10 protein-coding genes are annotated in these 15,513 nt (G+C 43.4%); 1 reads left to right on the top strand and 9 read right to left on the bottom strand.

The window, feature by feature from the left end:
• Positions 1 to 25: 25 nt before the first annotated feature.
• Positions 26 to 943 (bottom strand): DNA-processing protein DprA, encoded by a 918-nt coding sequence (dprA, locus tag NQ550_RS04960; RefSeq protein WP_022380743.1) that lies wholly within the window; start codon positions 941 to 943, stop codon positions 26 to 28.
• A 20-nt stretch (positions 944 to 963) separates the two neighbouring features.
• Positions 964 to 2,520: a YifB family Mg chelatase-like AAA ATPase gene (locus tag NQ550_RS04955; protein ID WP_227194685.1), complete on the bottom strand. Its 1,557-nt coding sequence runs from the start codon at positions 2,518 to 2,520 to the stop codon at positions 964 to 966.
• A gap of 244 nt (positions 2,521 to 2,764) precedes the next feature.
• Between NQ550_RS04955 and NQ550_RS04950 the strand changes: the two genes are divergently transcribed.
• Positions 2,765 to 2,980 carry a helix-turn-helix domain-containing protein gene (locus NQ550_RS04950; protein ID WP_020993399.1) on the top strand — a complete coding sequence of 72 codons (216 nt, stop codon included), beginning with the start codon at positions 2,765 to 2,767 and terminating at the stop codon, positions 2,978 to 2,980.
• A 78-nt stretch (positions 2,981 to 3,058) separates the two neighbouring features.
• On the opposite strand, the gene NQ550_RS04945 is transcribed toward NQ550_RS04950, so the two are convergent.
• The 7 genes from NQ550_RS04945 to NQ550_RS04915 form a co-directional block, all read right to left on the bottom strand.
• Positions 3,059 to 3,661, bottom strand: a complete 603-nt coding sequence (locus NQ550_RS04945; RefSeq protein WP_025579643.1) for a hypothetical protein — start codon at positions 3,659 to 3,661, stop codon at positions 3,059 to 3,061.
• 34 nt (positions 3,662 to 3,695) lie between these two features.
• Positions 3,696 to 5,111, bottom strand: coding sequence for an amidophosphoribosyltransferase (locus NQ550_RS04940; protein WP_008705709.1), 1,416 nt, complete (start codon positions 5,109 to 5,111; stop codon positions 3,696 to 3,698).
• 208 nt (positions 5,112 to 5,319) lie between these two features.
• Positions 5,320 to 7,275 carry a fructose-bisphosphatase class III gene (locus tag NQ550_RS04935; RefSeq protein ID WP_025579640.1) on the bottom strand — a complete coding sequence of 652 codons (1,956 nt, stop codon included), beginning with the start codon at positions 7,273 to 7,275 and terminating at the stop codon, positions 5,320 to 5,322.
• Positions 7,276 to 7,372: 97 nt separating this feature from the next.
• Positions 7,373 to 11,863: a PolC-type DNA polymerase III gene (locus NQ550_RS04930; protein ID WP_025579639.1), complete on the bottom strand. Its 4,491-nt coding sequence runs from the start codon at positions 11,861 to 11,863 to the stop codon at positions 7,373 to 7,375.
• A gap of 46 nt (positions 11,864 to 11,909) precedes the next feature.
• Positions 11,910 to 12,962, bottom strand: coding sequence for a flavodoxin-dependent (E)-4-hydroxy-3-methylbut-2-enyl-diphosphate synthase (ispG, locus tag NQ550_RS04925; RefSeq protein ID WP_008705719.1), 1,053 nt, complete (start codon positions 12,960 to 12,962; stop codon positions 11,910 to 11,912).
• A gap of 51 nt (positions 12,963 to 13,013) precedes the next feature.
• Positions 13,014 to 14,153, bottom strand: a complete 1,140-nt coding sequence (locus NQ550_RS04920) for a toxic anion resistance protein (protein ID WP_025579637.1) — start codon at positions 14,151 to 14,153, stop codon at positions 13,014 to 13,016.
• 34 nt (positions 14,154 to 14,187) lie between these two features.
• On the bottom strand, positions 14,188 to 15,486 hold the full coding sequence (locus NQ550_RS04915) for a 5-bromo-4-chloroindolyl phosphate hydrolysis family protein (protein ID WP_025579634.1): 1,299 nt from the start codon (positions 15,484 to 15,486) through the stop codon (positions 14,188 to 14,190).
• Between the last annotated feature and the right edge of the window lie 27 nt (positions 15,487 to 15,513).

Genomic DNA, 15,513 nt, shown 5'->3' with positions numbered 1-15,513 from the left:
CGTGAAGCACAATAATCATAAATCGTCAACTGTCTTTTACATAATAATGTCTCCCGCTCTCTCTTATGAGCCCCCGCAGTGTCAGTTCCACAAGACAGTTGCTTACCTGTGCCGGGGAAAAGCCTGTTTTTCTCACAATGTAGTCGGGATTTTTTGGTCGTAAATCGAGACAACTATACACCATATTCAAATCTCTTGCAAGTCCCAAGTTGTTTTTTTCACCGTTTTGTGTTACTTTTTCCATCGAAATTCCAAGTTCTTCCAGCATAATTTCCGGACAGTATGCAATCCCTGCGCCGTCGTAGATCAGCTTATGACAGCCTCTGCTAAGTTCATCTGTCACTGCCCCCGGAATCGCATAGACCATCTTTCCCTGTTCCAGTGCAAATCCCGCAGTGATCAGCGAACCGCTGTTTTCTTTTGCTTCCACTACCAGAACCGCGTCTGACAAAGCACTGATGATCCGGTTTCGCGCCGGGAAATGCCAGGAAACAGGTCCTGAACCCAGTGGACATTCACTGATGATCCCACCATTTTCCCACAAGATCCTCTCATAGAGTTTTCTGTTAGATTTCGGGTAGCATACATCAACACCACTTCCAAGCACCGCAAATGTAGGCATCTTTCCTTCCAGTGCGCCTTTATGTCCTTCTGAATCAATGCCAAGTGCCATACCGCTGATAATCTGGACTCCAGCTACACTTAACGCTTTCGCATACCGGAATGCCTGCATCCTTCCATAAGGACTGCACATTCTGGCACCGATCACTGCCACCGTTCTTCTCTTAGGATCAGGAAGTCTGCCTTTTACATAAAGCTTTGCCGGCATGGAGGCATACTGCTTCATTATCTGAGGATATTCCGGATCTGATTTCTCAATACATCGTATCTGACCTGTACTGTATTCTTCTGTATGATTATTTTTCACATCAGTTCTTTCCATATAAAATACCTCACTGACCTTTATTTTATGACAGAATCTTTGTCAAATGCCCTGTACGAAAGTGCTTCTCCGATATGATGACCGGCAATCATTTCTTCCCCTTCCATATCCGCAATTGTTCTGGCTACCTTCAGGATCCTGTGATAGGATCTGGCACTGAATGCGATTTTTTCAAAGGCTCTTGCCAGAAGTCGGGATGCGCTGTCTGTAAGAGGGCAGAATTTATCGATCAGACTGCTCTTCAGCTGCCCGTTAAAATTTATTTTCTCATCTTTATACCGTTCTTCCTGGATCTTCTGTACTTTTTCCACTCTTTTTCTGATAGCAGCGGAATTTTCTCCCTTTCTTCCACAGTGAAGCTGTGAAAAAGAAACCGGCGGTACCTCAGTGCTGATATCAATTCTGTCCAGAAGAGGGCGACTGATTTTTCCCATATAATGTGTGATCTCACCTGCTGTACAGGTGCATCTGTTTAAATCCGGATAATAACCGCAGGGACAGGGATTCATCGCTGCACATAACATAAAATCCGCCGGAAAGTTGTAAGTTCCGCTTGCTCTGGCTATCTGGATCACTTTATCCTCCATGGGCTGTCGCAGAAGTTCCAGACTTGCTCTGGAAAATTCCGGCATTTCATCCAGAAAGAGTACACCTTTATGCGCAAGAGTGATTTCGCCGGGTCTGGGATTACGCCCGCCTCCTGCAATTGCCTGCGGAGTACTTGTATGATGAGGGCTGCGAAATGGTCGCTCATCGATCAGAGGATGTTCTCTTGAAAGAAGTCCTGCAATACTGTAAATTCTGGTAAGCTCCAGCTTTTCTTCAAAGCCAAGCCCAGGCATGATCGTCGGCAGTCTTCTGGCAAGCATGGTTTTGCCCGTTCCCGGAGGTCCGATAAGAAGAAGATTGTGAAATCCGCTTACTGCAATTTCCGCCGCTCTTTTTGCCCCTTCCTGTCCTTCAATGTCTGAAAAATCCATTCCCATATCTGTATTTATAATAGAAGGAATTTCTTCCTGTATTTCCCTCTTCAGATAGGGTTCCGGATTCTTAAGACACTCGACCAGTTCCCGTAAATTTTTTACTCCTGCTACCGGCACATCCCTGATCAGTCTTCCTTCTTTCAGATTCTCATAGGGAACTACGCAAAAACGACTGCCCAAACTTCTTGCACACAATACAATCGGCAGGATTCCGGATATCCCATGGATTTCTCCGTCCAGACCGATCTCCCCTGCCATCATAACTCTGCTGACAACCTGAGGGCTGATCATCTCAAAAGCAGCTAACACTGCTGCTGCCACCGGTACATCAAAACCGGCTCCCTCTTTCTTCATGTCTGCAGGAGCAAAATTGACGGTAATTCTCTTTGGTGGAAACTGATAACCATTATTCTTGAGTGCTGTGCGTACCCGTTCCTGCGCTTCCTTTACCTGCGCAGAAGGAAATCCTACCATGATAAAGGAAGGAAGTCCGTTACTTACATCAGCTTCTACCTGCACAGGGCATACTTCCACCCCAAAAATTGCAGCTGATAATACACTTGCAAACAAATATAAACTCCTTTCTTCCGGCATAAATCTCCCCCGATATTTATGCTCACCAAACAGCGGACGACTGAATAGTTACATCACTTAAATTGTATTGGAAATTATTTCAGAAATCAGATTAGAAAAAAGATTATTTTTATAATAGACCATTTTGCTCTGTTTTGCAACCGTTCATTTTGTTCTGTTTTATACTTTTTTTCAGTACATAATCTGCGAAGGCTTTTCACAGATCATGTTTGGGAGTACACTACAAAACAGAGAGGTGAACTATATGAAATTTCAGCGTATTCAGGATTTACGTACAGATGCTGACATGTCACAGAAACAGCTCAGCGAAATTCTTCACATCAGCCAGCGTTCCTACTCTCACTATGAGACAGGTTCACGCAATATCCCGGTTGAAATGCTTATCAGACTGGCAAATTATTACGACATAAGTGTTGATTATCTGGTAGGACGCACTGATAAAAAAGAGATGAATAAATAAGTAAAATCACTTTTTTAAATATAAAAGGATTCCTGTAACTGTTTATGTTACTGAATCCTTTTATATTTTTCGTATCTTTTATTCTTTTATCATAACAGTATCCACAGAAGGATGGACTTTTGCACCCTCCGCTTTTGTTTTTGTCTTAATATTCACATAAAGACGACCATTATCAAAGGTAAGATAACCCTTTGCTACATTTCCCAGCGAGTCTGTAAACGAGAATCTGGTTGCATTTCCTGCGACGGATTTCTTTACTTTTGCCTTGCAGGTGGCTGTCTTTTTCTTATTTGTCTGTGAATAAGTAAAGGTAACCGACTTCTGACTGAGTTTCTTAATTTTGATTTTAACCCTGCCGTTCTTACTGCGCCAGGTTCCCAGATAATCCTCCGGATTAAAAACATAAGCCCGTTCCAGAACCGGTGTGGGCGTTACCGTAGGAATCGGTGTTGGGGTAGGTGTGGGCGTAGCTGCAGGTGTCGGTGTTACAGTGGGAACTCTTTCCAATGCCGCGATCGCTTCTGCTTTTCTCTGCTCTCTGTCCACATTCTTTCTGTGTTGAAGCAACAGAGTGCCTGCCAGCATAAGCAGGATAAACAGGATAATTACAATTATCAGAAGTTTTATAAGTCTTTTTTTCTTTTTATTCCGTTTCTGTTTCCCGTTGTTTGTTACCGACAAATCTGCATCTCCTCTTCTGTTTCTTGTTCGTTACTTATTCTTTTCCATCCCAGCAATAGGTACAGAGTTTACATGGTGAAATTCCAATGGAAGCTTTCAGATCATCAAGTCTGTGGAATTTCAGTGATGTGAAATTCAGCTCCTTACGGATTTCTTCTAGCATTTCTTTATAATTTGTTGAATTTGGATCTGCATAGTCTGCCAGGACTTTATCACTGACATTCTCTCCCTCGCGTTTGGCGATCACACGTCTTGTGATCAGATCCATCTCCGATTTAGAACGTGAGAAATTCAGATATTTGCATCCATAAAGTAAAGGCGGACACGCAGGACGGATATGTACTTCCTTTGCACCATTTCTGTAAAGAAATTCCGTTGTTTCTCTTAACTGTGTTCCACGTACAATAGAATCATCGATCATCAGAAGGCTCTTATCCTTGATCAGACGATGTACAGGAATCAGCTTCATTCTTGCGATAAGATTTCTCTGGCTCTGCTGTGTAGGCATAAATGATCTTGGCCAGGTTGGTGTATATTTGATAAACGGACGGGCAAAAGGCACACCGGACTGGTTCGCATATCCGATTGCATGGGCAATACCGGAATCCGGAACACCGGCTACAATATCGGGATTTACTTCTCCCCTGTCTCTCCTGGCCAGCATATCACCGCAATGATAACGCATTTCTTCTACATTCACACCCTCGTATGCCGAAGTAGGATATCCGTAATATACCCAGAGGAAAGAACAGATTCGCATCTCTTCCCCTGGTTTCTGCAGGGTTTCCACACCGTCCGGAGTCACTGCAACAATTTCTCCGGGGCCCAGTTCTTTCAGGTCTTCATATCCAAGATTCAGGTATGCAAAGCTTTCAAAAGATACACAACAGGCATCTTCTTTCTTTCCCACGATCAGTGGAGTCCTTCCCAGACGGTCACGTGCTGCCAGAATCCCCTTTGGTGTCAGGATCAGCATGGTCATGGAACCTTCTATCACTTCCTGCGCATAACGGATTCCCTCAATCATGTTGTCTTTCTGATTGATCAGTGCAGCTACCATTTCTGTGGGATTTACGCTTCCTCCACTCATTTCCAGAAAATGAGTGCATCCGTTTTTAAAACAGTTGGCAATCAGTTCATCCATGTTATTGATCTTTCCAACTGTGGTAATTGCAAAGTTGCCAAGATGAGAGCGCACCAGAAGAGGCTGAGGTTCATTATCTGAAATACATCCGATTCCCAGATTTCCCTCCATCTCACCAATGTCACCATCAAATTTGGTCCTGAACGGCGCATTTTCAATGTTATGAATCACGCGGTCAAAACCACGTTTCTTATCATACACTGCCATTCCGCCTCTGCGTGTTCCCAGATGGGAATGATAATCAATTCCGAAGAAAAGGTCCAGAATGCAACTGGACTTTGATGCTACTCCAAAAATTCCACCCATTATCGTATTCTCCTTTTGTTCATCATCTTCAGGCAACTTTTATAATAATCCTCTTCGATAATCCATTTAAAAAGATTACTATAGCCCGTTTCATAACGTTTTCCTTCACTATAACAGTTCTTATCCTGCCAAATTGCTGTAAAAACAGTTATATCACACAACACTCCCATTATATAGAATGAAAATTTAGAAGTAAAGAGTTTTAATCTTATTTCTTTTCCTTGATGATACCTGTTCTGTATGCATCCAGCAGCTGGATCAATTCCTGTATTCTCTCTTTCAGTGCATGACCTGTATCTGTATCACCCACAAGCTGGCGTCTGGACATGTAGCTGACTGCCACGCGGTTCGATACAATATCAGTCTCTCTTGCCACAGCATCTGCTTTGGACGTAAACGGTTCATGAGCAGTAAGATTCAGTCCATAGGAATTATAGATCAGCGTATATCCGGCAATTCCCGTTACTTTCTGATATGGCTTGGAAAAACCACCGTCAATCACGATAACCTTTCCATCACATTTTACAGGACTTTCTCCTTCACTCTGGTGTACCGGAACATGGCCATTGATGATATGCCCTTTTTCCGGATCCAGACCAAATTCACGAAGCATATTATCTACCACTTCTTCATTCTCCCAGAGGCGGTAATAAGCATTCTTCTTCTCTTCATGTGTGGAAGGATCCTCTATGAAATATCTTTCAAAAGTACTCATCTTGCTCTTGCCAAACAATGGTGAATTCGGAGCAGCCCAGATATACCACATAATATCTCTGCCCTTCTTCTGTTCTTCTTTTCCTACAGAATAGAATGCTCTGCGCACATAGGTTTCCAGTACATCGTACAGTTCTTTTCCCTTGTAGCTTTTTCCATAAATCTGTACTTCCCGGAATGTTCCGTCTTCATTCAGAGGAATGCTTCCATGAAACAGAAGATTTCCGTTATATACTGTATAAAGCCCGCCTTTGTCAAGTAGGAGACGGATGTGGTTTTGCAGTTTTTCACAGTTTCTGAATGCAGAGGACAGTTTGTCCATAACTTCTTTCTCTCCGGCTGTAAGTTCGTATGGATGTTTCCAGTCAATAGTCGGAAAATTATTGTCGCGAAGCGGATATTCCTTTCCGTCAGGCAGTGTGATTGTCCCTTTTTCCGGATTGATCCGATGAAGAAGTGCTCTGTCTTCCATCTGGAATTCTTTATGTCTGCGCACCAGTTTACCTTCTAATTTAAACTGGATCACAGCAATAGCCTTGTGCATTTTTTTGCCCAGTTCTTCCTCAAGAACATTATAATTGGAAGCACCTTTCATGGCAAAAATCTCGCAGGGATCATCCTTATACGCCTCCATCACAAAGGTCGCCAGCGGCAGCATATTGATTCCGTATCCATCCTCAAGAATATCCAGATTTCCGTAACGGATGCTGTTTCTTACCACTGTTGCAATACAGGCTTTCTGTCCTGCTGCCGCACCCATCCAGACAACATCATGGTTTCCCCACTGAATATCCAGGGAGTGATACTGCATCAGGCGATCCATAATGAAATGTGGAGCAGGACCTCTGTCATAAATATCACCCAGAATATGTAAATGATCCACGACCAGACGCTGGATCAGTTCTGCAAGCGCAATGATAAAATTCTCCGCACTGCCGATCTCAATGATCGTATTTACAATGGAATCATAATATGCCTCTTTATCGAGAACTTCCGCTTTCTCTGTGATCAGTTCTTCAATCACATAGGCATAATCTGTGGGAAGAGCTTTTCGTACTTTGGATCTGGTATATTTGGAGGCTGTTGTCTTACAAATTTCAATAAGACGGTAGAGAGTGATCTTATACCAGTTTTCCATATCTTCTTCCGTATCTTTAACAAGATCCATCTTCTCTTTCGGATAATAGATCAGAGTTGCCAGAGAACGCTTATCATTGTTACTTAATGTATGTCCAAACACATCATCAATCTTCTTCCTCACTGCACCGGAACCATTTCTGAGCACATGTGAAAACGCCTGATACTCCCCATGAAGGTCTGACATAAAGTGTTCCGTTCCCTTCGGCAGATTCAGGATTGACTGAAGATTGATAATCTCCGTAGATGCCTTTCCGATTGTAGGATAAATTTCTGCAAGTCTCTGTAAATATCTAAGTTCGTCTTTCTTCATATCCATCTCCTGTTATCATATATTATGATGTCAGGGCATTTTATGTTGCTGTCTGCACCATGCCCTGCAACACACTTTGCGGTCACAGAATTTATGCTCATCCTGTAAAGTCAAATAATGACATCTGGTTCGACTGCGGGATATCTCCGAATAATTTCAGATCATCCATCAGATCAATAACCGTTTTGCTGACCTTTGTTCTGTCGCGGAAGTCGTCTTTTGACAAGAATTTTCCCTGTTTTGCGGCATCAACCACTGCATCTGCCGCCTTATCTCCCAGTCCGTCAATAGTTGCAAGTGACGGCATCAGTTTCCCATCCACGATCTGAAATCTCTGTGCCTTGGCAGTATAAAGATCAATCGGTACAAATTCAAATCCACGTGCGTACATTTCCTGTACAATACGCATATCCTTCAGGGTATCCAGTTCTTTTTTAGATGCTGAATCACCTTTTTTGCGAATTTCTGCCATATAATACTCCAGGCGTTCCTTTCCCATACACATCAGCTCATAGGAGAACGCTGTGGCGCGGATACTAAAATATGCCGCATAGTATGCCAGTGGCTGAAACACCTTATACCACGCAATTCTGTATGCCATCATAACGTATGCTGCTGCGTGGGCCTTAGGGAACATATACTTGATCAGCTTACAGGACCAGATATACCAGTCCGGAACTCCATGCTCTTTCATGGTCTCGATCCACTCATCACGAAGACCTTTTCCCTTACGGACACTCTCCATGATCGTAAATGCAAGGCCACTTTCCACTCCTTTTCCGATAAGGTAGATCATAATATCGTCTCGGGTACAGATAGCTGTGGAAATGGTTGCCTTACCCTCCTGGATCAACACCTGGGCATTACCCAGCCATACATCCGTACCATGAGAAAGCCCTGCAATACGGATCAGGTCAGAGAAGTATTTCGGCTTGGTGTCAATAAGCATCTGCATGGCGAAATCTGTACCAAATTCCGGGATTCCCAGACATCCGAGCTTACATCCGCCAATATCTTCCGGTTCAATTTTCAAAGCCTTTGTACTTGCAAACAATGACATGACATCCCTCTGATCCAGGGGAACATCCCTTGCACTGATTCCCGTTAAATCCTCCAGCATTCGGATCATAGTGGGATCATCGTGTCCAAGTATATCAAGCTTCAGCAGGTTTCCGTCAATAGAATGGTAATCAAAATGTGTGGTGATAATGTCACTGTTCACATCATTCGCAGGGTGCTGGACAGGAGTAAATTTCTCAATCTCCTCACCTACAGGAAGTACGATAATGCCTCCCGGATGCTGTCCTGTTGTACGCCGCACGCCTGTACATCCCTGTACGATGCGGTTGATCTCACAGTAACGTTTATGCACACCACGCTCTTCAAAATAATTCTTCACATAACCAAATGCAGTTTTCTCCGCAAGCGTACCGATAGTCCCTGCCTTGAATGTCTGCCCCTTACCGAAAATAACCTCTGTATATCTGTGTGCATTAGCCTGATACTCTCCTGAAAAGTTAAGGTCAATATCCGGTTCCTTATCTCCCTTGAATCCAAGGAATGTCTCAAAAGGAATGTCAAACCCTTCTTTTTTCATCCTGGTTCCACATTTCGGACAGATCTTATCCGGCATATCACACCCCGCCATACCTGCATACTGCTTTACTTCCGGTGAATCAAAATCACTGTATTTGCAGTCCGGATTAGGACAGAGATAATGCGGTGGCAGAGGATTTACCTCTGTGATACCGGACATGGTAGCTGCCAGAGAAGATCCTACAGAACCTCGCGAACCTACCAGATAACCATCTTCATTTGACTTCCATACAAGCTTCTGTGCAATGATATACATTACGGCATACCCATTGGAAATGATTGAATTCAGTTCCCTGTCAAGCCTGCTTTCCACAATCTCCGGCAATGGATCTCCATACATTTCATGCGCTTTTGTAAAACAGATATTCTTCAGATCCTGGTCGGAATTCTCAATGACCGGCGGGAATTTGTCCGGATGAATAGGTGATATCTTCTCAATCATATCTGCGATCTTATTTGTATTTGTAATGACAACTTCTTCTGCTTTCTCGCTTCCCAGATAGGCAAATTCTTCCAGCATTTCCTCTGTGGTACGTAAATACAACGGTGCCTGCTCATCTGCATCTGAGAATCCGTTTCCGGCCATAATGATCCTTCTGTAAATCTCATCCTGTGGATCCATGAAATGCACATCACAGGTTGCAACTACCGGTTTCTTAAACTGCTCTCCAAGCTTAACGATCTTCCTGTTTATCTCCTTCAGGTCTTCTTCGGAACTGATCATATCATGCTTATCATCTGCTATCATAAATCTGTTATTTCCAACAGGCTGGATCTCCAGATAATCATAGAAATTTACCAGTCTGGCTATCTCAGTATCCGGTGCATTTCTCAGAATTGCCTGATACAGTTCCCCTGCTTCACAGGCACTTCCCACCAGAAGTCCGTCTCTGTACTGCTCCAGCACACTTTTGGGGACACGTGGACGTCTGTGATAATACTTCAGGTGCGACTGACTCACTAATTTATACAGATTAATGCGCCCTGTCTCATTTCTGGCAAAAATGATCACATGGTAGGTCGGCAGTTTCCTGATAGTATTTACAGAAACAGCTCCCTGCTCATTCAGCATATCCACATCCCGGATATCACGCTCTTCCAGCATCTTTACAAACTTCACAAAAATCTCTGCAGTACATGCGGCATCATCTACTGCCCGGTGATGATTTTCCAGTGAAACCCCAACTGCTTTTGCTACCGTATCCAGCTTAAATCTGTTCAATGCAGGAAGCAGGAAACGGGCCATACCGACCGTATCTACATAAGTAAAATCATGTGCGATTCCCAGTCTGTCACAGTTTTTCATAATAAATCCCATATCAAAGTCCGCATTGTGTGCAACCATAACCGCATCCTTGCTGAATTCAAGGAATTTCGGAAGCACTTCTTCGATAGTCGGGGCATCCATGACCATACTGTCATTGATACTGGTCAGCTGTTCAATGCGAAAAGGAATCGGTACCTTTGGATTTACAAATGTGGAAAAACGGTCCGTAATCTCACCATTTTCTACCAGTACGGCGCCAATCTCTATGATCTGACAGGTCAGCGAAGAAAAACCTGTTGTCTCAATATCAAAGACCACAAATCTACCGTTCAGCTTCTGACCTTTTCCATTGGTCACCATACCTTTTAAATCATCTACCAGATAGCCTTCCATTCCATAAAGAACCTTAAAATCAGAATCCTTCGGCACACATCCGCCCCAGGCATCGAAACAGTGATTTGCCTCCGGAAATGCCTGTACAACCCCATGGTCTGTAATGGCAATGGCAGGATGTCCCCACTCATAAGCACGTTTCACCAGAGATTTGGCATCCGTAACCCCATCCATATCGCTCATCTTTGTATGACAGTGAAGCTCTACTCTTTTCTGTGGGCTGGTATCTACTCTGGCAGTTGTAAAATTGGCAATTTTCTTAATTCCGGCTATGGATGCAATAGTCAATTCACTGTCAAAACGGTCTACTGTTGTCACACCGCGAAACTTCAGAAAAGCCCCCTTCTTTACATGTTCTGTCACTTCCGGCACCTGTTCATTGCGCAAAAACATCTTCACAACAATACTGTCCGTAAAGTCTGTGATCGGGAAGATAAGAATTGTTTTTTCATTACGGATTTCTCTGGCTTCAACCTCCATAACCTGTCCGCGGACGATCACCTCACCCATCTCACCGGTAATCGTCTCAAGTGCAACAGGCTCTCCTTCGAAATCTCTTCCATAGATAACATCCGGATTGCTGTCCCTTCTGAATCCACCCCGGAAATCTCCCTTCCTGTTGTCTTTGCGGTCTGCAAATGCAGCTTTTTTGTCCTTCCTTTCCTGCTGTCCCTTATCAGTCTTTTTCTCTGCTTTCTTCTCTGCTGTTCCTGCTTCTTCAGACTGAGCCGGCTCTTCATTCTTACTGTTTAATTTCGCATGACGGATTACATTTTCCACTTCCTGAGCGATCTGCACTGCTGCATTCTTACGGTACTTACTTTCCTGCGTCTCCCTGAACTCAAGTTCCACCTTTAAGTCCATTCCGCATCTTTCGCAGAAAACCTTCTGCAGATATTCGATCAGGATCCCGCTCTTTTCTCTGGCTATTACAGAATCAGGAAGGATCATATGAAGATCATTTTCTCCGGGAAAAGAAATCTGCGCCTGTCTGAACATATTGTATTCCAGCATATTGTAGCTGCGCAGTTCCAGTTCCATGCTGGATCTGTAAGTTTCCAGAAAGTTCTGAGGATTGTACTGACCGGAAAGGCGGAATTTCTCAATAACTGTAACTGTTACATTCAGTCCTGCAAAAATCTGTCTCTCTATCTGTTCTTCCAGTTCAAAGATATGCTTCTTATGAATCCAGCGTTCACTTTTTATATACACCCATATATGAGTTCTGGAAGGATTGCAGGACACTCTGGTCACAAAAACCATGTCCAGCAGTTCTTCCAGTTCTTTCTTCACTTTTAAGCTGGGAAATACGTCAAAAAAGTCTTTTTCCAAAATAAAATCTCCTCGTTGATCTGACAGGAAGTCTTCGTTCCAAATGTTACTTCCAGTTCAGAAGTTCTTCCCGCAACGTATCCAAAAGCTGATCTTCCGGAACTTTCTTTATGATCTCACCATGTTTGATCAGAAGTCCCACACCAACTCCGCCTGCAATTCCGATATCTGCCTCTTTTGCTTCTCCGGGTCCGTTTACCACACAGCCCATAACTGCTACTTTAATATCAAGCGGGATATCCTGCACCATGGTTTCTACCTTATTTGCAAGACCGATCAGATCGATCTGTGTGCGTCCACAGGTTGGACATGACACAACTTCTATGCCACCTTTGCGAAGCCCCAGAGTTTTCAGGATACGTTTTGCGGATTTAATCTCTTCTAAAGGTGCTCCTGTAAGAGAGACACGAATGGTATCACCGATTCCCTGATTCAGGATGATCCCCAGTCCGATAGCAGATTTAATGTTTCCGGAATAAAGAGTTCCGGCTTCTGTGATTCCTACATGAAGTGGATAATTCGTCTTCTCCGCGATCAGTTCATGAGCCTTTGCACACATAAGGACATCCGAAGATTTGATGCTGATCACCAGATTGTCATATCCCAGGTCTTCGATGATATGAACTTTATCCAGCGCACTCTCCACCAGTCCCTCTGCAGTGACTCCATGATATTTCTCCACAAGTTCTTTCTCAAGAGAACCACTGTTTACACCAACACGAATGGGTATTCCTCGCTCCTTTGCCACATCAACCACTGCTTTGATTCGCTCTGTACTGCCGATATTTCCGGGATTGATCCGGATCTTATCTGCACCGTTTTCCATGGCTGCAATAGCAAGACGATAATCAAAATGGATATCTGCCACAAGTGGTATATGGATCTGTTTTTTGATTTCCTTCAGTGCTTTTGCAGCTTCCATAGTCGGTACTGCACAACGGATAATATCACAGCCAGCCTGCTCCAGTGCCAGGATCTGAGCTACTGTCTGTTCTACATCTTCAGTTTTTGTATTTGTCATGGACTGGATTAAAATCGGGTTGCCGCCGCCAATCTTTCTGTCTCCGATCTGAATCACTTTTGTATGATCTCTGTACATAATTTTCCTCTTCTCTCATTTATAGCAATTCCATAAATTACTGCTGAACAGTTATCTGATTTCCAGAAGTTTTCTCTTCAGTTCTTCTTCCATGCGATGCATTTCCATCTCTGCTGCCTGTCTCTTCTGACGGCCTTCCATCTGGATCCGCATCACATCATCCAGAGTCTGGATCAAATCTGCATTTGTCTTCTGGAGTGTTTCAAGGTCAACTATTCCACGCTCTGATTCTTTCGCTGTCTCAACCGTTGCCATATGAAGTGTCTCTGCATTCTTTCTGAGAAGTTCATTGGTAATATCTGTTACCTGTCTCTGTGCCTGTGCCGCTTCTGCAGAGTGAGCAATTCCCAGAGCAAGCACCATCTGACTTTTCCATAATGGAATTGTGTTTACGATCGTTGTCTGTATTTTCTCAACCATTACCGTATCATTATTCTGGATCAGCCGGATCTGAGGCGCTGTCTGCATGGCAATCGTACGGGTAAGTTCCAGATCATGCAGTTTCTTTTCAAATCTGCTGCATTTCTCATCCAGGTCTCTGGCTGCCTGCGCGTCTTCGGGAAGCCCGCTCAGAGCTGCCTTATTTTTCATTTCTGCAAGCTTTCCGTTTCTGGTTTCTTCCAGTTTCTTTTTTCCGGCAAGGATATACATGGTAAGTTCTTTAAAATAATTCAGGTTCTGTTCATACATCTTGTCCAGCATAGCAGAATCTTTCATAAGGCGCACCTGATGTTGCTGAAGAGAATCTGTGATCTTCTCCACATTGACTTGTGCTTTGTCATATTTGTTTTTCAGATTTTCAATCTTAGAAGTCTGCTTTCTGAAAAATCCAAAGAATTTTCCCTCCTCCTGTACATCAAAATCTTTCAGTTCTCCCACAACATTACTGATCAGTTCTCCAATCTCACCGAGATCCTGTGTCTTTACATTCTCAAGAGCTGTATCAGAAAAGTCCGCCATTTTTTTCTGAGTTCCTGCACCATACTGAAGAATCTGATTAGTATTCTCAATATCAATCTTTGCAGCAAAATCATTTACCATTTTCTGTTCTTCCGGTGTCAGTACAGGCACTTCTTCCTTCTGTGTCTGCTTTTTGGGGAGCACTTCTTCTTTCTTTTCAAACTCTCCAAGATCCGGCTCCAGTGTTAATGATGGTGTTTCCATTTCAAAATCTTTAAATTCGTTTCCCATGTCCTCTGCCGCTCCTTTTTATCCTTTTTTATTTTCAGTTCTTTTTCATTTTTGCAAAGTCATCATCTGTCAGACCTTCCTGTGCAAGCAGCGTATGAAGCACTGAAATATCACTTGAAACATCCCACGCAGTATCCTGAAAGACAGAATCCAGAAGTTTTTCAAATGCCTGATTCAGTGTATCCAGTGTATCCTCTATCTCCTTTTTGGATGCCTGGATATTCTCTCCCTGCACAGGCTGCTGATCCATTTCTTCATATGCATCCAGCAGCTTTACTGTCATGGGCAGATAATAATTCATCAGTTTCTTCAGATCCGGAATAATCTCCGGATGCTTCTGCGCCCGTTCAAAAATCTTCTCCACGATCAGTTCCATTCTGGATATTTTTGCAGAAATCTCCTCTCCCGGAATCGCATCGTTGCTCCTGTGGATCTTATCCAGAAATTCATTTCCTTTATTCAGCACTTCCTGTACTTCGGGCGGTGTGTTCTTTCTGTTTCTCTCCTGTTCAGCCTGATGTTTTTCTTCTTCCTGTTTCTTCTGCTCAAGTGCCTTCTGCGTCTGCGTATATTGCAGATAAGTCTCATTACTGGTAATCAGACAGGTTTCCTGTTCATCAATATGTCCCTGACGGAACCATCTGTCATCAATCATCTTTTTAATATCTTTTTTAACGAATTTCACCGGCTTATTTACTGCTGCTGACAATTGTTCAAAATTACAGTATGTGTGATTTCCCAGTGTATCAATATACTTCTGAAAACGTTCCAGTTTACCCAGTTTTTTAATGCCGCCTGCGAGAAGTCCCACTCCTGTCAAAGCTCCGACTGCCATAAAACAGGTTCCACCGGTCACAAGAGAACTCATATGTCCCACCGCTCCAAAGATGCTGAGGACCAGAGTTCCCAGTCCCATTCCACTGGCAAGGATTCCACCTGAAACAGCAATCATCATACCTTTCATTCTTCCCCCGGTGTTCCTTTCATAAAGAGTCAGCATCTTCTCTTTTGCTTTCTCCTTCTCAATTCTCTGACGTTCCTGCTCCTGTTCACGCTCCCGCCTGCGCTTTTCTTCAAATTCTTTTGTTTTATTGCGGTATACCCCGGAATCACCGGACTGACTGTTTCCGGTTCCAAATACATTATTCAGACCATTTTTGATTGCCTCGCTTCCGGAATCTACAGCAGAATTTACTGCGCTGTTAACAGTCTGTCCCACCGTCTGCTTAATATCCTCGGTCATCTGGCGGTAATCTTTAGTAGAAACTGCTGTGTCTATGATCTTTTTTATTTTGTCTCCAAGTTCTCCTAATTCATCAAAATTCTCGCTCATATTTTCCTCCATTTTCTATTCCATATT

The organism is Blautia wexlerae DSM 19850 (assembly GCF_025148125.1).
Lineage (GTDB): Bacteria > Bacillota > Clostridia > Lachnospirales > Lachnospiraceae > Blautia_A > Blautia_A wexlerae.
Note: the sequence above shows the minus strand (reverse complement) of the source record. Positions and strands in the feature narration are given on the sequence as shown.